Annotated in this window: 21 protein-coding genes; 9 read left to right on the forward strand and 12 right to left on the reverse strand. The window is 63.7% G+C overall.

What is annotated here, in order from left to right; genetic code table 11:
- Positions 1 to 24: 24 nt before the first annotated feature.
- The 5 genes from GGQ90_RS12830 to GGQ90_RS12850 all read left to right on the forward strand — a co-directional run bounded on the left by GGQ90_RS12830 (position 25) and on the right by GGQ90_RS12850 (position 5,013).
- Positions 25 to 297 carry a hypothetical protein gene (locus tag GGQ90_RS12830; RefSeq protein WP_188082482.1) on the forward strand — a complete coding sequence of 91 codons (273 nt, stop codon included), beginning with the start codon at positions 25 to 27 and terminating at the stop codon, positions 295 to 297.
- Complete coding sequence (gene trmD, locus GGQ90_RS12835) at positions 294 to 1,031, forward strand: tRNA (guanosine(37)-N1)-methyltransferase TrmD (protein WP_188082483.1); 738 nt, start codon at positions 294 to 296, stop codon at positions 1,029 to 1,031. The genes GGQ90_RS12830 and trmD overlap by 4 nt, the downstream gene beginning before the upstream one ends.
- 5 nt (positions 1,032 to 1,036) lie before the next feature.
- A complete protein-coding gene (rplS, locus tag GGQ90_RS12840; RefSeq protein WP_188082484.1) occupies positions 1,037 to 1,405 on the forward strand; it encodes a 50S ribosomal protein L19 in 369 nt (122 codons plus the stop codon).
- A gap of 327 nt (positions 1,406 to 1,732) precedes the next feature.
- Positions 1,733 to 4,429 (forward strand): TonB-dependent receptor domain-containing protein, encoded by a 2,697-nt coding sequence (locus GGQ90_RS12845; protein WP_188082485.1) that lies wholly within the window; start codon positions 1,733 to 1,735, stop codon positions 4,427 to 4,429.
- A 68-nt stretch (positions 4,430 to 4,497) separates the two neighbouring features.
- On the forward strand, positions 4,498 to 5,013 hold the full coding sequence (locus GGQ90_RS12850) for a GNAT family N-acetyltransferase (protein ID WP_188082486.1): 516 nt from the start codon (positions 4,498 to 4,500) through the stop codon (positions 5,011 to 5,013).
- Position 5,014: 1 nt separating this feature from the next.
- Here the strand turns inward: GGQ90_RS12850 and GGQ90_RS12855 are convergent, their stop codons facing one another.
- The 9 genes from GGQ90_RS12855 to GGQ90_RS12895 all read right to left on the reverse strand — a co-directional run bounded on the left by GGQ90_RS12855 (position 5,015) and on the right by GGQ90_RS12895 (position 12,863).
- Positions 5,015 to 6,268, reverse strand: coding sequence for an MFS transporter (locus GGQ90_RS12855; protein WP_188082513.1), 1,254 nt, complete (start codon positions 6,266 to 6,268; stop codon positions 5,015 to 5,017).
- 119 nt (positions 6,269 to 6,387) lie between these two features.
- Entirely contained in the window at positions 6,388 to 7,188 is an 801-nt protein-coding gene (locus GGQ90_RS12860) for a TrmH family RNA methyltransferase (protein ID WP_188082487.1), read from the reverse strand.
- A gap of 88 nt (positions 7,189 to 7,276) precedes the next feature.
- Positions 7,277 to 8,272 (reverse strand): sensor domain-containing diguanylate cyclase, encoded by a 996-nt coding sequence (locus GGQ90_RS12865; protein WP_188082488.1) that lies wholly within the window; start codon positions 8,270 to 8,272, stop codon positions 7,277 to 7,279.
- A 139-nt stretch (positions 8,273 to 8,411) separates the two neighbouring features.
- Positions 8,412 to 8,684, reverse strand: coding sequence for an HPr family phosphocarrier protein (locus GGQ90_RS12870; RefSeq protein ID WP_188082489.1), 273 nt, complete (start codon positions 8,682 to 8,684; stop codon positions 8,412 to 8,414).
- Positions 8,681 to 9,085 carry a PTS sugar transporter subunit IIA gene (locus GGQ90_RS12875; protein WP_004208084.1) on the reverse strand — a complete coding sequence of 135 codons (405 nt, stop codon included), beginning with the start codon at positions 9,083 to 9,085 and terminating at the stop codon, positions 8,681 to 8,683. The genes GGQ90_RS12870 and GGQ90_RS12875 overlap by 4 nt, the downstream gene beginning before the upstream one ends.
- A gap of 22 nt (positions 9,086 to 9,107) precedes the next feature.
- Entirely contained in the window at positions 9,108 to 10,046 is a 939-nt protein-coding gene (rapZ, locus tag GGQ90_RS12880; RefSeq protein ID WP_188082490.1) for an RNase adapter RapZ, read from the reverse strand.
- Positions 10,043 to 10,477 (reverse strand): HPr kinase/phosphorylase, encoded by a 435-nt coding sequence (locus tag GGQ90_RS12885; protein ID WP_188082491.1) that lies wholly within the window; start codon positions 10,475 to 10,477, stop codon positions 10,043 to 10,045. Before GGQ90_RS12885 ends, rapZ begins: the two co-directional genes overlap by 4 nt.
- A gap of 117 nt (positions 10,478 to 10,594) precedes the next feature.
- Positions 10,595 to 12,190, reverse strand: a complete 1,596-nt coding sequence (locus tag GGQ90_RS12890; RefSeq protein WP_188082492.1) for a sensor histidine kinase — start codon at positions 12,188 to 12,190, stop codon at positions 10,595 to 10,597.
- A complete protein-coding gene (locus GGQ90_RS12895) occupies positions 12,159 to 12,863 on the reverse strand; it encodes a response regulator transcription factor (RefSeq protein WP_188082493.1) in 705 nt (234 codons plus the stop codon). Before GGQ90_RS12895 ends, GGQ90_RS12890 begins: the two co-directional genes overlap by 32 nt.
- Before the next feature lie 284 nt (positions 12,864 to 13,147).
- Here GGQ90_RS12895 and GGQ90_RS12900 point away from each other — a divergent pair, with 284 nt between their 5' ends.
- The 4 genes from GGQ90_RS12900 (at position 13,148) to GGQ90_RS12910 (ending at position 16,192) form a co-directional block, all read left to right on the forward strand.
- Positions 13,148 to 14,749 carry a phosphoenolpyruvate carboxykinase gene (locus GGQ90_RS12900; protein ID WP_188082494.1) on the forward strand — a complete coding sequence of 534 codons (1,602 nt, stop codon included), beginning with the start codon at positions 13,148 to 13,150 and terminating at the stop codon, positions 14,747 to 14,749.
- A gap of 113 nt (positions 14,750 to 14,862) precedes the next feature.
- Positions 14,863 to 15,180, forward strand: a complete 318-nt coding sequence (locus tag GGQ90_RS12905; protein WP_188082495.1) for a hypothetical protein — start codon at positions 14,863 to 14,865, stop codon at positions 15,178 to 15,180.
- 57 nt (positions 15,181 to 15,237) lie between these two features.
- On the forward strand, positions 15,238 to 15,369 hold the full coding sequence (locus GGQ90_RS29690) for a hypothetical protein (protein ID WP_281391436.1): 132 nt from the start codon (positions 15,238 to 15,240) through the stop codon (positions 15,367 to 15,369).
- Positions 15,341 to 16,192, forward strand: coding sequence for a ferredoxin--NADP reductase (locus tag GGQ90_RS12910; RefSeq protein WP_188082496.1), 852 nt, complete (start codon positions 15,341 to 15,343; stop codon positions 16,190 to 16,192). Before GGQ90_RS29690 ends, GGQ90_RS12910 begins: the two co-directional genes overlap by 29 nt.
- A 168-nt stretch (positions 16,193 to 16,360) precedes the next feature.
- On the opposite strand, the gene GGQ90_RS12915 is transcribed toward GGQ90_RS12910, so the two are convergent.
- The 3 genes from GGQ90_RS12915 to GGQ90_RS12925 form a co-directional block, all read right to left on the reverse strand.
- Entirely contained in the window at positions 16,361 to 18,196 is a 1,836-nt protein-coding gene (locus GGQ90_RS12915) for a DUF885 domain-containing protein (RefSeq protein ID WP_188082497.1), read from the reverse strand.
- A 392-nt stretch (positions 18,197 to 18,588) separates the two neighbouring features.
- On the reverse strand, positions 18,589 to 18,906 hold the full coding sequence (locus GGQ90_RS12920) for a hypothetical protein (protein WP_188082498.1): 318 nt from the start codon (positions 18,904 to 18,906) through the stop codon (positions 18,589 to 18,591).
- A gap of 185 nt (positions 18,907 to 19,091) precedes the next feature.
- On the reverse strand, positions 19,092 to 19,363 hold a 272-nt coding region (locus GGQ90_RS12925), incomplete at its 5' end, for a transposase (RefSeq protein WP_246428233.1).

Here is a 19,363-nt window from a genome sequence, read left to right on the forward strand (position 1 = left end):
CGAAAATGCTCTAGGCGCGCAGCCATGGCGCAAATTTTGACCGCAATCTATCTGCTGATGATGCTGGCCGGAGGCTGGCGGCTGTTCGGCCTTGGCTGGCCGCTCTGGGTGAAGGCGCTGGTGGCGATCGGGCTGGTTTGCCCTCTGCCGCTGCTGGTACTGCTGCCGGGCATGCTGCATCCGGAACGTCCCTTAGCGGACATGCTGCGGATGATCGGCTTCGTGATGATGGGCTGCGGCGCGCTCTGCCTGATTGGCGGCCTGTCCGCCGCCCGGTTGCGGGCGCGTCGGCGATGAGCTTTGCGGCCCAGATCCTGACCCTCTATCCCGAGATGTTTCCGGGGCCGCTGGGCGTATCGCTCGCCGGGCGCGCGCTGGCCGAGGGGAAATGGTCGTGCGATCCGATCCAGATGCGCAGCTTTGCGACCGACAAGCATCGCACCGTCGACGATACGCCGGCCGGCGGCGGCGCGGGCATGGTGCTGAAGCCCGACATCTTGGCGCGCGGCGTCGACCATGCGCTGGAGCAGCGACCCGACCTGCCGATCCTGGCGATGACGCCGCGGGGCAAGCCGATCACCCAGGCGCGGATCAGGGCACTGGCGAATGGTCCCGGCGTGACGCTGTTGTGCGGGCGGTTCGAAGGCTTTGACGAGCGGATTTTCGAGGCCCGGCCGATCGAGCAGATTTCGATGGGGGACATCATCCTGTCCGGCGGGGAGATGGGCGCGCTGATGCTGCTGGATGCTTGCATCCGCCTGCTTCCCGGTGTAATGGGCGCCGCTTCCAGCGGTATCGAGGAATCCTTTGAAACGGGGCTTCTTGAATATCCGCATTATACCCGACCGGTTGAATGGGAGGGGCGCAGGATTCCCGAAGTGTTGCGATCGGGGGATCATGCGAAGATCGCTGCCTGGCGGAAACAACAGGCGGAGACAGATACACGGCTAAGGCGGCCGGACCTTTGGGAACGTCATATCGGCGTTCGGGACCAGTCGCCCTCTGGTGCGCAACGCGAAAATAAGGACTAAGTTACATGAACTTGATCCAGCAGATCGAGGCCGAGAACATTGCCGCCCTGGCCAAGGAAATCCCCGATTTCCGTCCCGGTGACACCCTGCGCGTCGGCGTGAAGGTCATCGAAGGCGAGCGCAGCCGCGTTCAGAACTATGAAGGCGTTTGCATTGCCCGTTCCAACAAGGGCATGGGCAGCAACTTCACCGTTCGCAAGATTTCGTTCGGCGAAGGCGTGGAGCGCGTATTCCCGCTCTATTCGCCCAACCTCGATTCGATCACCGTCGTCCGTCGTGGCGTCGTGCGTCGTGCGAAGCTCTATTATCTGCGCGGCCGCACCGGCAAGCGCGCGCGCATCGCCGAACGTCGCGATCCGCGTACCGAAGGTTAATCCTTCAAAAACTGTTGTTGACAGTTGTAAAAATGAAACAGGCGGTGCCCCCCGGGGTTGCCGCCTTTTTCTTTGTGTTACAATGATTTGACATATTGTTTTACGGCACGAGTTATTGCGCTTGCGAACAAATCTTTGCGGTCGTCCAAAGGGCCATTTCGCAGTCGATGCAATTATGCCAGCCTTATATTTCCAGATGTTACTGAGTGAAACGCACTGAAATCGATGATTTCAGGAACGGATAGTCGCGCCCATTCTGATCTCATCCGGCAACAAGAAGAGGGGGGTGTCGAAAGGTCTCTAAAAAAAGAAATAGGGGGCTTTTTGATGAAGTATCAGGGTCTGTTTTCATGCAGTGCGATTGCCATTGCACTGTCCTATTCCATGCCTGTTCTTGCGCAGGATGTTGCGCCCCAGGCGGCCGCAGCGGAAACGCCCGGCCAGACCATCATCGTCACCGGCACGCGTCGTACCGACCGTACCGTCGCTGAATCGCCGACGCCGATCGATGTCTATTCCGGCGAGGAACTGCAGAAGCAGGGCGTCGCGGACATGAATCAGGTGATCCAGAATCTGGTCCCGTCCTTCTCGGTAGCGCGCTATGCCATCGGTGATGGCTCCTCCTTCGTCCGGCCGCCGAACCTGCGCGGGCTGGCACCCGACCAGACGCTGGTGATGGTGAACGGCAAGCGCATGCACCGTTCCGCGCTGGTCCAGATCGGCGCGAACGCCCAGTCCGCTGGCGCCCATTCGGCCGACCTTGCGCAGATTCCGGCGATTGCGGTGCGCAGCGTCGAAGTGTTGCGCGACGGCGCTTCGGCCCAATATGGTTCCGACGCGATCGCGGGCGTCATCAACATGGCGCTGCGTGACGATACCGACGGCATTTCGGGCTATGCCCGCTATGGCCAATATTATCGGGGCGATGGCGAGGATTATCAGGTCGCGCTGAACGGCGGTTTCAAGCTGGGCGACAATGGCTTCATCAACATCAGCGGCGAATATGTGAACGCCGGCAAGACCAGCCGTGGCGTCACCCGGCCCGGCGCACTGGAACTGTCGCAGGAGCAACCGGATATCGGCGTGCCTGAGCTTGCACAGCGCTATGGCAATCCGAAGATGGAATCCTATCGCTTCTTCGTGAATGGCGGGTTCGACCTGGGCGATAGCAGCAGCATCTATTATTTTGGCAATTACGGCCACAGTTTCCAGGAAGAAAGCTTCAACTATCGCCAGTCGGTCAATTCGGCCAATTTCGGCCTGAACGGCATCTTCAACGACTATTTCACCGACTTCGACAATACGACGCCTGGCATCCAGACCGGTGCGGCAGGCGGCAATGTCTATGCCCCCAATGGCTATGATCCAACGACGCGCGACTATACGCAGGTGTCGAACTGTTCCGATCCGCTGGTTCAGAACTGGAGCTGCGTCTATTCGGGCGGATTCACGCCGATCTTCTTTGGCAAGATCGACGATATTTCGGGCACCGTCGGCTACAAGGGCACGCTCGGCTTTGGCCTGAACTACGACCTGTCGGGCAGCTATGGCCAGTCTACGCTGAAATATACGATGAACGGTACGATGAACCCGTCGCTGGGCATCACCTCGCCGACCGAATTCTACCTCGGCAAGCTGGAGCAGCGCGAAACGCTGTTCAATGCGGACTTCAGCTATCCCTGGGAAGTCGGGCTGGCGAGCCCGATCACGATCGCCTTTGGCGGGCAGTATTTCCGGGAATCCTATGAACTGGGTCTGGGCGACGCCGCGTCCTATGCGATCGGGCCCTATACCGGGAACCTGGTCTTCCATCAGGATGGCACGCCGGTGCTGAATGCGGACGGCAGCCAGCTTTCGGTCGCACTGCCGGTCGGCGCCAATGGCTTTCCCGGCTATGGTCCGGCGATCGCGGGCGAGAGCAGCCGCAATTCCAAGGGCCTCTATATCGACGTGGAAGGCGACATCACCGAAGCCTTCTCGCTGGGTTTTGCCGGCCGCTACGAGCATCTGTCCGATTTCGGCAATTCGACCACCGGCAAGGTGTCTGCCCGCTACGCCATCGTGCCGGATGTGTTCGCGGTTCGCGGCACGTTGTCGACCGGCTTCCGTGCGCCGACGCCGGGCCAGACCAACACCAGCAGCATCGCGACCACCTTCAATCCGGGCAATCCCAACGCGATCGAGTTCATGACGTTGCCGGTCGCAAGCCCGGTCGCGCAATATCTGGGGGCGGTGCCGCTCAGCCCGGAAGAATCCGTCAGCTTTTCGGGTGGCGCCGTGTTCACGCCGGCCCCCGGTGCGTCGCTGACGATCGACTATTACAACATCAAGGTGAAGGACCGTATCGGTACTACCGGCTCGCGGGTCATCACCGATGCGCAGCGTCCCGAATTGCAGGCGCTGGGTCTGGCCAACTATGCCACCGTCAACGAGGTGCAGTTCCTGACCAATGCCTTCGATACCCGGACCCAGGGTGTCGACGTGGTCGGCAGCTATCGTTTCTCGACCGACAGCATGGGGACGTTCAACACCACGCTGGCCTTCAACTACAACAAGACGAAGGTCATCCGCGTCGGGCTGGACCCCGATACCGGATCGCCGATCATCAGCGATACGCGCATCATGCAGTTGCAGAATACGCTGCCCAAGACGCGCGTGATCCTGACCGAGAACTGGACCAGCGGTGCGCTGTCGGTGCTCGGCCGGGCAAACTGGTATGGCAAGTACAAGGTTTATGACGACGGCACCGGTGCGAACGGCGAAAGCTATGTCAATCAGAGCTTTGGCAGCGAGTTCGTGTTCGATCTGGAAGTCAGCTATCAGCTCAACGACAATTTCACGCTGAGTGCCGGCGCGCAGAACCTGTTCAGCAACTATCCCGACAAATATGACAATCGCGCCGGCGGGCTGGGGCCGGTCTATGCGTCGACGGGTGGTCGCTTCACCGGTGACATCTATCCCGACGTATCGCCCTTCGGCTTCAACGGTGGCTTCTGGTATGCGAAGGTCGGATTCAAGTTCTGATCCCGCATCATCATGATCCGATCGGCCGGTCCCTTGCGGGGCCGGCCGATTTCGTTGCAGGAGGGATCATGTCCTTGACCAACCGCCTGGCGACCGCCGCCGACGAACCCGCTTTGTCCGCCCTGATGACGCTGGCCATCGAACAACTGCAATCGGCCTATCTGACCGCGGCGCAGGTACGGGCCAGCCATGGCTTCATGGGGCTGGACCGGCGGCTGATCGGTGACCGGACCTATTTCGTGGTGGAGGCGGACGGCGCGATCGCCGGATGCGGCGGATGGAGCCGCCGGGCGACCGCCTATGGTGGTGATCACACGGCGGGCCGCGATGACCGCATGCTTGATCCCGCGAACGAGGCGGCGAAGGTGCGGGCGATGTACACCCATCCCGATCATGTCCGCAAAGGGGTCGGCACGACCATCCTGGCGCTGTGCGAGGCCGCTGCCCGGCAGGAGGGCTTTGCCGCGCTGGAATTGTCGGCGACGATGGCCGGCGTGCCGCTCTATCGCAGCTTCGGCTTCGTCGATGTCCGCCCGTTCGAGGATAGCGGCGTGCCGATGATCCTGATGCGCAAGTCGATCTGACCTAGCTGCGGCTGGTCCACCACAGGCCGGCGAGGCTGATGAGCGCGGCTGCCGACATGTAGAGGCCGACCCATGCCACGCCCTGCGCGCCGATCAGCCAGGTGGCGACGATCGGCGCCAGCGCGCCGCCCAGGATGCCGCCCAGGTTGAATGCGAAGGACGCCCCGGTATAGCGCAACTGGATCGGGAAGAGGGCCGGCAGATAGGCGCCGAGCGGGCCGTAGATGAAGCCCATCACGAACAGAGCGAGGCTGAGCGCGACGAAGATTGGCAGCAGCGCGGCGGTGCCGATCAGCGGACCGAAGACGATGCCCATGACCAGCGTGCCGGCACAACCCCAGGCGAGGACGCGGGTAGGGCTGCTCTTGTCCGACCACCAGCCGGCGATCACGATGCTGAGCGCCATGAACATGATGGCGCCAAGCTGGATCGCGAGGAAGATTTCCCGGTCGATCTTGAGCGCGGTGGTGCCATAGCCGAGCGCAAAGGCGGTCGCGATATAATAGACGGCGAAGCAGGCGGCGCAGGCGAAGGTGCCGGCGATGGCCGCGCCCAGATGGGTCGATAGCAGGGTGGCAAGCGGCACGGCGGGCGGCGGTGCTTCCTGTTGTGCGGCGGCAAATTCGGGCGTCTCGGTGAGCTTGAGGCGCACCCAGAGGCCGAGGATCACGAGGACCGAACTGCCCAGGAACGGCAGGCGCCAGCCCCAGGCAAAGAATTCCGCGTCGGTCAGAAAGGCGCCGAGCAGCAGGAACAGGCCGTTGGCGGCGATGAAGCCGACCGGGGCGCCCAGTTGCGGGAACATGCCGAAGCGCGCGCGCCAGCCTTCGGGCGCATTCTCGACCGCCAGCAGCGCCGCACCGCCCCATTCGCCGCCCAGGCCAAAGCCCTGGCCGAAGCGCAACACGCACAGGATCAGCGGTGCCCAGAAGCCGATCATCAGATAGGTCGGCAGGAAGCCGATCAGCAATGTGCAGCCGCCCATCAGCATCAGCGAGGTGACCAATGTCGCCTTGCGCCCGATCCGGTCGCCATAATGGCCGAAGACGGCGGCGCCCAGGGGACGGGCGAGGAAGGCGAGGGCGAGGCTGCCATAGGAGGCCATCAACTGCGCCGAGGGCGAGGAAGAGGGGAAGAAGAGCGAGGGGAAGATCAGGCTGGCGGCGGTGGCGTAAATGTAGAAGTCGTAAAATTCGACCGCCGTGCCGATGAGGCTGGCCGCCAGCACCCGCTTGTGCAGCCACATTGCGCCCATGCCGCTCGTCTGTGTCACGTCTTCTCGCCCCTTTTGACGTCATGCCAGCGGAGGCTGGCATCGCTCTTCTTCCATATGTCTGAAGAAAAATGAGATCCCAGCCTTCGCTGGGATGACGATTATGATGTCTTTCGTTTCTGGTTCAGCAGCTCATAGGCCATGACCGCCGTCGCGACCGCGGCGTTGAGGCTGTCGGCCTTGCCCAGCATCGGCATCTTCACCAGCTGGTCGCATTCGGCCTCATAGCTTTCGGGCAGGCCCTGGGCCTCATTGCCGACCAGCAGGAAGCTGGGGCTCTGATAACTTGGTTCCTGATAATCCTGGGTCGCTTTCAGGCTGGTGCCGATCAGCTCGCCCGGCCCCTGGCGCAGCCAGTGCATGAATTCGCCCCAGCGTGCCTGGGTGATCGACTGGGTGAACAGGGCGCCCATGCTGGCGCGCACCGATTCCACCGAGAAGGGGTCGACGCAATCATCGATCAGGATGAGGCCGCCGGCGCCCACCGCGTCGCCGGTGCGCAGGATAGTGCCGAGATTGCCGGGGTCGCGTAGCGACTGGGCGACGATCCAGATGTCGGCCGTGCCGCGATCGAGCTTCTCCAGCGGGGTCAGCCGATCGCGATAGACGCCGACCACGGCCTGAGCATTGTCCTTGCCGCTGATCTTGGAGAGGATGTCGGGCGTGGTTTCGATCACGTCGCCGCCGTCCGCCTCGATCGCGTCGATCAGGTCGAGCGCGAGCGGGTGGGTGGAGCCGGCATGGAAGAGCATTTCGGGCAGCACGCCTTCCTCGCGTGCTTCGGTCAGGATGCGCAGCCCTTCGGCAAGGAACAGCCCTTCGGCCTTGCGATATTTCTTTTCCCGCAGCGAGCGCACGCGCTTGACCAGCGGATTGGAAAAACCGGTGATTTCGCGTGCCACGTTCTGCGTCCTGCCTGCTGGTCCGCGACCAGTGCGGACGAAGCGGCCTCTCTATCGACGGAATCGGGAAAAGGACAGTCCTTCGCTGTCAGTCGGGCTGCGCGGCGTCCGATTTCGCGATGGCGACGCGATTGCGGCCGCCATGCTTGGCGGCATAGAGGGCGATATCGGCCGCTGCGAGCCAGGCGTCACTGCTGATCCGGTCGGGGCCGATCTCGGCAATGCCGAAGCTGGCGGTGACGCGCAGCGGCGGCATATGAGCAATTTCCAGCGCGGCGATGGCATCGCAGAAACGCTGGGCAGCGGCACCGGCCTGCGACGCGTTGCTTTCGGGAAGCAACACGCCGAATTCCTCGCCGCCAAGACGGCCGAGAATATCGTTTGGGCGCTTGGTCCGGTCGCAACAGGCCGCGACTTCGCGGATCACGACATCGCCGGCGGGGTGGCCGTGGGTGTCGTTGACCCGCTTGAAATGGTCGATGTCGAACAGCAGCAGGCTGGCCGGGCGCTGGTAGCGCCGGAACAGGCCGATATGCTTGTCCATCTCCGCGACGAAGGCACGGCGGGTGAGGGCACCGCTCAGATGATCGCGCTCGGCGATGCGGCGCAGTTCCAGTTGTTCGACCACCAGCGCGCCGAGATTTTCGAGGATGGCGATCTGGCCGGGATCAAATTCGCGCGGCACGGTGTCGATCGCGCAGAGGGTGCCGACATTATAGCCGTCGGGCGTCGCCAGCGGGACGCCGGCATAGCTGCGGATATTGGGATCGCCGGTGACCAGCGGATTGCTGCTGAAACGGGCATCCGAGCAGGCATCGGGGACGACCAGCGGGACACGGTCGCGGATGGTGTGGTTGCAGAAGGCGAGATCTCGCGGGGTTTCGGTCGTGTCGATGCCGGTACGCGACTTGAACCATTGGCGATCGCTGTCGATCAGTGCCACCACCGACATCGGCACGCCCAGAATCGACCGGACAAGCTGGGTGATGCGGTCAAAGGCGGGCTCAGCCGGTGTATCGAGGATTTCATAGCGCCCAAGTGCGGCCAGACGGGCGGCTTCGTCGTTCAATTTTGTGTCGAGCATGGCGCCTATCCACTTGAACCAGTGGCGAATGCTGCCTCCCGATCAGCGCTCGCCCAGTGCTGCAAGATGGAACGCCAGATCGGAGACGTCAATGTTAGGATGGTTGCCCGTCGCGGCAACCGGCCCCCTGGTCGCGCGTCTATTCCTCGCCGAACTTGTCTTCGACCAGGGTAACGAGCTGGTGCAGGCTGTCATGCGCGTCGGGACCGGCGGCGCTGATGGTGATGCTGTCGCCCATGGCGGCGCCGAGCATCATCAGGCCCATGATCGACGTGCCGGTGACTTCGCTGCCATCCTTGCTGACGGTGATCTGGGCGGGCAGGCCGCTGGCCAGGGTCACGAATTTCGCGCTGGCACGGGCGTGGAGGCCGCGCTTGTTGCTGATCCTGACTTCCCGGCTGATATCATTCATGAGGTGCTGCCCAGCAATTCCGATGCGACGCTGATATATTTCTGGCCTGCTTCGCGGGCGGCGGCGACGGCGGCGCGCACGTCCATCACCTTGCGGGCGCTTTCCAGGCGGATGAGCATGGGCAGGTTGATGCCCGCGATCACCTCGATCTCGCCTGCCTTGAGCAGCGAGATGGCGAGGTTGGAGGGGGTGCCGCCAAACAGGTCGGTCAGCAGGATGACGCCGGCGCCGTCGTTGACGCGTGCGACCGCCGCCGCGATGTCCGCGCGGCGCAGTTCCATGTCATCCTCCGGCCCGATGCAGATCGTTTCGATCTGCTGTTGCGGTCCCACGACATGTTCCATGGCCACGACGAATTCCGTCGCAAGCGACCCATGGGTGACGAGTACGAGTCCGATCATCTGCTTCCGCGGCCCACCTTTGTCATGATATTGCTTTCGGGCCTCCCGGTCTGCGCTTCTCCAGACTATCCTGGGGCGCTGATTCCATATTGCGGTGCGAGACGGTGGGCGAAAAGCCCGCATCTTGCAAGTATCTAGCGACATGTTCGGCGACATGGACCGAGCGATGGCGCCCGCCGGTGCAGCCAAAAGCCACGGTAATATAGGTTTTGCCCGCTTCAGCGTAGCGCGGCAGCAAGGTCGTCAGCAGATCCTGGATCTTGCCCAGGGCCTCCTCATAGGCAGGATCGGCCTGGATATAGGCGGCGACGTCGGCGTCGAGGCCGGTCTTGGGACGCAAATCCTCGTCCCAGAAAGGGTTACGCAGGAAGCGCATGTCGAACATCAGGTCGACATTGCGCGGCACGCCGCGCGAATAGCCGAAGGACAGCAGGGTCAGCACCGGATCGGACAGGCGTTCGCGGGAAAAGCGCACGCGCATTTCCTGCTGCAGTGCATTGCTGGTCAGGCTGGTCGTGTCGATCAGCTGTGTGGCCCAGCGGCGGAGCGGTTCGGTCAGTTCGCGTTCGCGGGCGATGCCGTCGGCGGCCGGGCGATCCTGCGCCAGCGGGTGGCGACGGCGGGTTTCGGCATAGCGCCGCTCCAGTTCCGTGCCCGAACATTCCAGAAACAGGGTTTCGACATCATGGCCGTGCCGTTCGCGCAGCGCCTTGATCCGCTGGACGATGGCATTGGCGTCGAAGCCGCGGGTGCGGGCGTCGATACCCAGCGCCAGTGGCCGGTCATCCTCCCCGCCATGGCCGGCGGGCAGGGGGGTGTCGAGCAGGCGATCGAGCAGCACCAGCGGCAGATTGTCCACCACTTCCCAGCCCATATCCTCCAGCGTCTTGAGCGCCGTGGTCTTGCCGGCGCCCGACAGGCCCGAGACGAGCAGGATGGTCTTGGGCGTGGTGGTTGTCATGTCTTGCCCAATGCCTTGAGTGCCAGTTCGACCTTGATCGGCGCTGACGCCTCATGCGCGACGACGGCGACCAGCGGAATTTCGACACCGGCGATGGTGCGGGTGGCGGCGTGCATCGGCATGCGTTCGACCGTTTCGGTCAGATCGACGATCAGGGCGACCGGCGAATCGCCGACATGGGGGACGGGCACGATGCCGATGCCGCGCACTTCCATCTGGCCGCTGATGGTTTCGGGGGCGGTGGCGATCAGCCGGCCGTCGACCCGCTTGAGCAATGTGTAATCGTCGGAAACCAGCGTCGCGCCGCGGTCGATCAGGCGCAGCGCAAGGTCGGACTTGCCCATGCCGCTGGCGCCATAGAGCAGCACCGATCGGCCGTCGATCGCCACGGTCGTTGCGTGAAGCGTCTCTGATGAAAGTGCCCGCACCATGTTCCCCTGCCTTCCTGCTTCTAGCCCCAGTTCGCCGCGTTGGAAATCGAATTGCGTCGATTCACGCGGCATCGCGGGCTGGCATTGTGGTGCGGAGGAATGAACAGCTTATTGCTTTCATTCGGACATCATGCCGGGGTCGCGTTCCACCGCCATGGGCAGGCGGACGATGAAACGCGCGCCGCTCTGCATATCCTCGCGGTCGGCGATGCTGATCTTGCCCTGATGTCCCTCGACGATCGAGCGGGCGATGGCGAGGCCCAGGCCGGAATGCTTGCCGAACGCCTCGCCCTCCGGGCGGACGCTGTGGAAGCGGCGGAAGACATGTTCGCGCTCGCCCTCGGGCACGCCGGGGCCTTCATCCTCGACGCTGACCAGCACCTCATTGTCGGCGACGGTGGCGATGATCTGGACCAGCCCGTCGTCGGGCGAGAAGGAGATGGCATTGTCGATCAGATTGTCGAGCACGCGCACGATCCGCTGTTCCTCGCCCAGAACGACGGCGACCTCCTTGCGCGGGCGGGCGAAGGCGAGGCGGATGCCGCGCGGTACGCCGCGCGCCTCGCGGGCGAGCACCATGCGCTCGATCAGCAGGCCAAGGTCTATCGGCTCGAAGCGGGTGCGCGACAATTGGGCGTCGATGCGCGACGCTTCGGCAATGTCGGTGACGAGCCGGTCGAGCCGGCGGACATCATCCTGCGCGATCGCCATCAACTGGTCGCGCAGATCCGGCCGGTCCACCCGTTCGAGCGAATCGAGCGCGGAGCGGAGCGAGGCGATCGGGTTCTTGAGTTCGTGGCTGACGTCGGCGGCGAAGGCGTCGGTCGCGTCGATCCGCTGGCGCAGCGCATGGCTCATGTCCGACAGGGCGCGGGCCAGCATGCCGATCTCGTCGCGCCGCTCGGGCAGGCGGGGCACGGTGACCTCGCGGGCGCGGCCGAGGCGAACGCGCACGGCGGCACGGGCCAGGCGCTGGAGCGGCTGGACGATGGTGCGGGCCAGGAACAGCGACAGTAGTACCGAGGCGAGGACGGCGGCGGCCAGCACGATGCCCAGGCGCAGCCGTTCGGCGCGGACGATGCGGGTGATGTCGCGCGCATTTTCCGTCGCGAGCAGGCCGGTGCCGTCGCGCCCCGCTACCGCGGCCGAGATCATGAAGGTGCGGTCGGGCGCATAGCGGTTCATCGCCTGGGGCTGGCGCGTCTTGGCGGCCAGCACCAGTTCGGGCCAGGCGCTGGCGCGATCGACAGCCGGCTCCTCGAAATTGGGCGGGCGATCGGCGGATACGATGCGGTCGACCGCCTTGTCGAGGAAGCGGGCGACATGGCGCTGCCATTCCTCTTCCGAGGGCAGGCGCAGCCGGTAGCGCGGCGCATCCATCGCGAAACTGTCGGCCACCAGATTGCCGGCCGCGTCATAGCGGCGCACCCGGTCACCGGTCTGGCGCGCATAGGCGGCGATCAGCGCATTCTGCCGGTCGGGTGGCGCATTGTCGAGACCGATGGCCAGCAGCTTCAGCTCGCGCGCCGACTGTTCCAGCCGATCGTCGACGATCCGCGTGCGATAACTGTCCAGATAGAAGAAGCCACCCGCCAGCAGGGCGAGGGCGAAGACGTTGACCGCCAGGATGCGCGGCGTGAGGCTCAATCGCCCCGACCAGCGCACCGCGAGCGGCGCGTCCTCATTCTTCGGAGAAGCGATATCCGGCGCCATAGAGCGTGTCGATTGCGTTGAAGTCAGGGTCTACCTCACGAAATTTACGGCGCAGCCGCTTGATGTGGCTGTCGATGGTGCGGTCGTCGACATAGACGTCGTCCTGATAGGCGGCGTCCATCAACTGGTTGCGGTTCTTGACCACGCCGGGGCGCGCGGCAAGGGTTTCCAGGATCAGGAATTCGGTGACGGTCAGCGTCACATCCTTGCCGTCCCATTTCACCCGATGGCGGGGCGGGTCCATTTCCAGCCGGCCGCGCACGATCGGATCGGACGGTGGCTCGTCGGCGGCTTCGGGCGTGCGGCTGATCTCCGCACGACGCAGGATGGCGCGGATGCGCGCGATCAGCAGCCGCTGCGAGAAGGGTTTGGAGATATAATCGTCCGCGCCCATGGCCAGGCCCAGCGCCTCGTCCAGCTCATCCGCCTTGGAGGTGAGGAAGATGACCGGCATCTGGCTCTTTTCGCGCAGGCGGCGCAGCAGTTCCAGCCCGTCCATCTGCGGCATCTTGATATCGAACACGCCAAGGTCCGCCGCGTTGTCGGTCAGAGCCTTCAGCGCGGTTTCCGGGTCGGTATAGATGCGCGTGACGAACCCTTCGGTCTGCAGCGCGATCGACACCGACGTCAGGATATTCTTGTCATCATCCACCAGCGCGATGGTTGCGGTCATGCTGCGTCCCGGAACGTCATGATAAAATGGGTGAAGGCATCCAGCGTTAGACGATGGCCGCCGGGCCTGCAAGGAAGGGGCGGCGTAATTGTCGCTGCGACCCGCGCGTCGTTTTTCGGGACGGGCTGTGGTTCGCCCCTATTTGACGACCGTAGCGCAAAGTCCTATGCCGGTATGGCTTGAAGGGGAGGATGTCCGCGCGACAAGGATCGCGGCGCTCCCCGACGGGCCGGTCGCATAAAAAGACAAGCGACTAAGGGACTTTTTACATCAGGAGCTAAGGCGTGCAGGCCAAATCCTCAATCACCCTGGTCGACCAGGGCATCTCCACCCATGCCACCCAGTTTTGGAACCTCGGCACCGCGCCGCTGGTCGAGGCCGCGCTTGCCAATGGCGAGGGCATATTGGCCAAGGACGGCCCGCTGGTCGTCAAGACCGGGAAGCATACCGGCCGCAGCGCCAGCGACAAGTTCATCGTCCAGGATGCCGAGACCCAGGACACCGTCTGGTGGGGCAAGACTAATGTGCCGATGACGCCGGCGCATTTCGCCGCACTGAAGGAGGATTTCTTCAAGGCGCTGGGGAGCAAGGACAAGCTCTACGTCGCCGACCTCTATGGCGGGTCGCAGCCCGAATATCGCGTCAATGTACGCGTCATCAACGAGTTCGCCTGGCATAATCTGTTCATCCGCACGCTGCTGGTGCGGCCCGAGGCGCAGGCGCTGGCTGATTTCGCGCCCGAATATACCATCATCGACCTGCCGACCTTCGTCGCCGATCCGGTGCGCCATGGCTGCCGCAGCGAGACGGTGATCGCGGTCAACTTCACCGAGAAGCTGATCCTGATCGGCGGCACCCGCTATGCCGGCGAAATGAAGAAGTCGGTGTTTGGCATCCTGAACTATCTGCTGCCGACCAAGGGCGTGATGCCGATGCACTGTTCGGCCAATATCGGCGCGAACGGCGACACGGCCGTCTTCTTCGGCCTCAGCGGCACCGGCAAGACGACGCTGTCGGCGGACGCCAGCCGCACCCTGATCGGCGATGACGAGCATGGCTGGTCGGACCAGGCGGTCTTCAATTTCGAGGGCGGCTGCTATGCCAAGATGATCAACCTGTCGGCCGAGGCCGAGCCGGAGATCTTCGCCACCACCAAGCGGTTCGGCACGGTGCTGGAAAATGTCGTGATCGACGAGGAAAGCCGCGAGATCGACCTGGACGACAATAGCCTGGCCGAGAATAGCCGCGGTTCCTACCCGATCGACTTCATCCCCAACACGTCGGAGAAGAATCTGGGGCCGGTGCCCAAGAACATCATCTTCCTGACGGCCGATGCTTACGGCGTTCTCCCGCCGATCGCGCGGCTGACGCCGGAACAGGCGATGTATCACTTCCTGTCGGGCTATACCGCGCGCGTCGCGGGCACCGAGATCGGCGTGACCGAGCCGACCGCGACCTTCTCCACCTGCTTCGGCGCGCCCTTCATGCCGCGCCACCCCAGCGTCTATGGCAATCTGCTGAAAGAGCGGATCAACAAGGGCGGCGTCACCTGCTGGCTGGTCAACACCGGCTGGGCCGGCGGCAAGGCGACGATGCCAGGGATCAAGCGGATGCCGATCAAGGTGACGCGCGCGCTGCTCAACGCCGCGCTCGACGGCAGCCTGAACAGCGCCGAATTCCGCACTGATCCCAATTTCGGGTTCGAGGTGCCGGTGGCGGTCAATGGCGTCGACAGCCAGATCCTCGATCCGCGCGCGATGTGGGCCGACAAGGAGGCCTATGACGCGACGGCGGCGACGCTAGTGAAGGCCTTCGTCGACAATTTCGCCCAGTTCGAGGAACATGTCGACGATGGCGTGCGCAGCGCGGCGCTGACCGCCGCCTGACCGGGCGCACCATCGCAATGAAGGGGCCGGGGCGGCAACGCGCCGGCTCTTTTGCTTTTGGCGGGAGCGCGGCGGTGCTATGCTGTCCGCCTATCATGGCAGCGGAGATTAGCATGGGCATGTTCGACAATCTGATGGGCAATCTGGGCGGGCTGGAAGCGATCGCGCAGAAGGTCGGGCTGGAGCCGGAACAGATGCAGGGCCTGCTGAACGAGATCGGCGCCAAGATCGGCAGCGGCGAAACCAGCGTGTCGGCGCTGGCCGAGACGGCGGCCGAGCATGGCGTGTCGGCCGATGCGCTGCAGCAGTTGCTGGGCCAGTTTGGCGGGCCGGAAGCGATATTGGGCCAGTTGGGCGGCTTCCTGGATCGCGACGGCGACGGCAATCCACTCAATGAACTGAGCAGCCTGGCCAAGGGTCTGTTCGGCTGAACGGCAGCGAGGGGCGGGCCGGCAATGGCGCACGGGGCGGACCGGCAAAGCCCGCCCTTGGCATCCGACAAGTTTTTTTGGCCTTGCCTTCGCGATGCGGTGGGGCCATTTGCGGACTACACCATTATTGCGAATGATCCGCAACTGGCGCTGCCCGATCATGGCGGCGCCGACGAAATGCAAGGATAAGGTCTTGACCGACGTGACGATCGAAAAGCCGGTTCTGGAACCCACCGGCGCGCTTTCCGTGGAAACCGTGCTGTCGGTGAAGCACTGGAACGAGCATCTGTTCAGCTTCCGCATCAGCCGCCCGGCCAGCTTCCGCTTCCGCTCGGGCGAGTTCATCATGATCGGCCTGAAGGGCGACAACGGCAAGCCGCTGCTGCGCGCCTACTCGATCGCCAGCCCCGCCTGGGACGAGGAAATCGAATTCCTGTCGATCAAGGTTCAGGACGGTCCGCTGACCAGCAAGCTGCAGAAGATCGAGCCGGGCGACCAGATCTATCTCGGCCGCAAGCCGACCGGCACGCTGGTGACCGACGCGCTGCTGCCGGGCAAGCGGCTGTTCATGCTGTCGACCGGCACCGGCCTGGCGCCGTTCCTGAGCCTGCCGCGCGATCCGGATGTCTATGAGTTCTACGAGCAGGTCGTGGTGGTGCATTCGGTGCGCCGCGTGAGCGACCTGGCCTTCCGCGATGAGATGGAAGGCAAATGGGGCGACGACCCGCTGGTGTCGGAACAGGCCCCCAACCAGTTCCATTATGTGCCGACCGTGACCCGCGAGCCGTTCGACGGCCACACCGCACGCATCGACAAGCTGGTCGAGAGCGGCGCGCTGTTCGAGGGGATTCCGGGCGCGGCCAAGTTCGATCCCGACACCGACCGGATCATGATGTGCGGCAGCATGGAGATGATCAAGCAGTTCGGCGCCTATTTCGAGGAACAGGGCTTCACCGAAGGTTCCAATGCGGCGCCGGGGCAGTTCGTGATCGAGCGCGCGTTTGTAGGCTGAAGGCTGGACGCAAAGAGATAGGAAAGGGCCGGGGGAGCGATCCTCCGGCTTTTTTTGTTGCGTCAGGTCCGTTCGTCCTGAGCGAAGTCGAAGGACGTGCCGAGCGGAGCGAGGTGCCTCACTGCGTTCGGCAGAAGGCTTCGACTTCGCTCAGCCCGAACGGTTGTTTTACGCGCCCTTTCGCCCCGCGACATAGGCGTCGACAGTCTTCGCCAGCACGGTCATCGGCACGCCGCCACCCTTGACCACGGCGTCGTTGAACAGGCGGAAGTCGAACTTGTCGCCCAGCGCCTGTTGCGCCTGTGCCCGCAGGCGGACGATTTCGCCATGGCCGACCTTGTAGCCGCAGGCCTGGCCCGGCCAGGCGCAATAACGGTCGACCTCGCCCTGGACATCCTCGACCGTGGAACCGTTGGTGGTGGCGAACCAGTGGATCGCCTGTTCGCGGGTCCAGCGCTTGGCATGAAGGCCGGTGTCGACCACCAGGCGGCAGCAGCGATAGGCGATCGACTGGAGATAGCCCAGCCGCCCGGCGACATCGCCGTCATAGGCGCCCAGTTCGTCGCCCAGCTGCTCGGCATAGAGCGCCCAGCCCTCCGAATAGGCGTTGAAGGCGAGCATGGAACGGATCAGCGGCAGCTTGTAGGTATATTCGCCCTGCCAGATATGGCCCGGAATCCCCTCATGATAGCAAAGGGTCGGCAGCGCATAGCGCGGCCAGATGCTGGTATCGCGCAGGTTGATATAATAATTGCCCGGCACGCTGCCGTCGATCGTACCCGCGCCGGCATAGGCGCCCGGCGCCCCCGCCTCGATCTCCACCGGCACCCGCTTCACCACCAGCCTGGCCGGCACCAAAGTCGCGAAGGCACGGGGCAGGCGGGTGCGGATATCGGCGAGGCGCCCGTCGATATAGGAGAGGATCTGCTGGCGACCCTTGTCGTCATTGGGGAAGAGGTAGCGCGGATCCTTGCCCATCGCCGTCATCCGCTCGCCTACGGTCCCCTTGGTCATGCCGAGGGATTTCAAGAGCCGGTCCATTTCCGACTGGAGGGCCTTGAGCTGTTCCTGGCCCAGCGCGTGGACTTCGTCGGGCGACATGGTGGTGGTGGTGCCGGCCTGGAGCGCCCAGGCATAATAGGCATCGCCCTGCGGCAGTTTCCACACGCCCGCATCCATGGTGGCGCCAGCGCGCTGGCGGGAGAGTTCGGCGGCCTGGCGGGCGAGGGCGGGGGCGATGGCGGTGCGGGTGATCTGCTGCGCCTTGGCGGCATAATCGCCCTGCATGTCTTTGGTGCGGCGCGCGATCGAGGCGACCGGCACCCACTGGTCGATCGGCTGGCCCTGCACCGCCTTCATCTGGCCCAGCGTCTTGTCGAGCAGGAAGGCGGGGGCGACGACGCCGATGCCGGCGTCATGCTTCAGACGCTCGGTCTCGCCGTCGAGATTGGCGGCATATTGGGTCAGGCGGGCGAGATAGGCGTCGGCGTCGGCCGGGGTGGCGATGGCGTGATTGGCGTCGAGGAAATCGGGCGTTTCGATGAAGGCGCCGGTATTCTGGGCAACGGCATAGGGCGCGTTGCGATAGGACCAGTTGCTGTTCATCATCGCCATGTCGCCAAAGGGGAAGGCGAAGCCGGCATCGGCCAGTTCATGGGCGGCGCGCACCACCTCCACATCGGTGCGGGTGGCGGGCGACAGGGCGTCGAGATCGACGGCGCGCAGCTGGGTCAGGCGATCCTTCACATGGGCGGCGATCCGGGACTGGCCGGCCGGGCTCTTGTCGCCCAGGCGCGCTTTGAGCGGGGCGCGGGCGCCGGTGTCGAGGCCAAGGCCGCTCGCCGTTTCGGGCGCATCGGCCAGCATCGCCTCGGCCATGCCGGCGAGCAGGGCTTCGGCGCGGGCGTCGGCTGTCGTTGCCTGCGCCAGGGTGCGGGCGGGGAGGGCGGAAAGGGCAAGGGCGGAGGAGCCGGCGACGAGGAAATCGCGGCGGGAGGTCGTCATGGGGAAATCGTCTCCATCAGGCAGTCTTGCCCTTCATGTCGCATATTATCGGCGGATTTCGACAGGGAATTTGCGGTGGGGATGGATTGAGGTGGGTGTGACGAAGGGCGTGCGGTCCGCGATGCGAAGGCTGCAAAGTACACACCGTTCTGCATGACGCATTTCTGCGGTTGGCGAATTGCAACGACGACTTCGCAATAGGAGAATTTTTGCGAAGTGGGGGCGCCGCCACGGTCCTGCGCGCGAGCAGGAAGGGGCGCTGCACGGCCGACGACCAGCCCGACGCGCGCCGGCGCAGCATCGGGACGGAGGTGAAGTGGAGAAAGGGCATGTCGGTCGTGCCGGCGAGGCTATCATGCGGGTGGAGGAGTAGGACAGGGGCGGGGCCAAGATTATACGCAGATGGCGTGAATGGCGTGTCCAATTTTCTCGATATCGTTGACCATGTTTTCGACCATTAGAGGTTCAATCGGCCACCTTTGATTAGGAAAGGATGGGTCTACATCCGATTCGTGCGCAATTTTATTCCTACGATCGATGATGATTCCGAGCGTAGCTTTTAAAGTTTTTGGGGCAGAGCCTATGTGTGCGGCGACTTCATCCCATAAGCTCGAAGAAGAAAAGAGGCGAATAGCGTCTGCGATCTTCTCTGGCTGCTGGAAGGAGAGGTGATTGTGTTTCGTTCGTATCGCGTTGTCCAGTGCAGCCATTGAGGTGGCTGGGCTGGTAAGTAATGCGGTTGTGGCAAGAGGAAGTGGGAATCGATTGAAAGCTTCAGTCTTAGCACGTGTTCCTGCCCAGCATTCAAGCATGCCGAGGCGCGTGAGTTCGGGTCGTGTCCCAGGAGGTGGTGTAGGAACCGTCAATCCACGGCAGGATCGGGATCGGGTTCGGGTCAGGCAGCCAGAGCTGGCAGGCTGACAATGGGGTTATGGCTCACCGCGCCGATTGTTTCCAGCGTCATGTAGCGGCGTGACACCGCCCATTCATCATTCTGCTCCAGCATCAGCGCGCCGACGAGGCGTATGACCGAGGCATCATTGGGAAAGATGCCGATGACATCGGCCCTTCGCGGGACTGTCAGGAATTTCGTGTGCGGCGAGGCATAATGGGCAACAAGGAGACCCAGTATGTCACGACGGAAAGAACCCTCGATACCGAACGACA

Origin of the sequence: Sphingobium scionense, assembly GCF_014197035.1 — a bacterium.
Taxonomy (GTDB): Bacteria; Pseudomonadota; Alphaproteobacteria; order Sphingomonadales; family Sphingomonadaceae; genus Sphingobium; species Sphingobium scionense.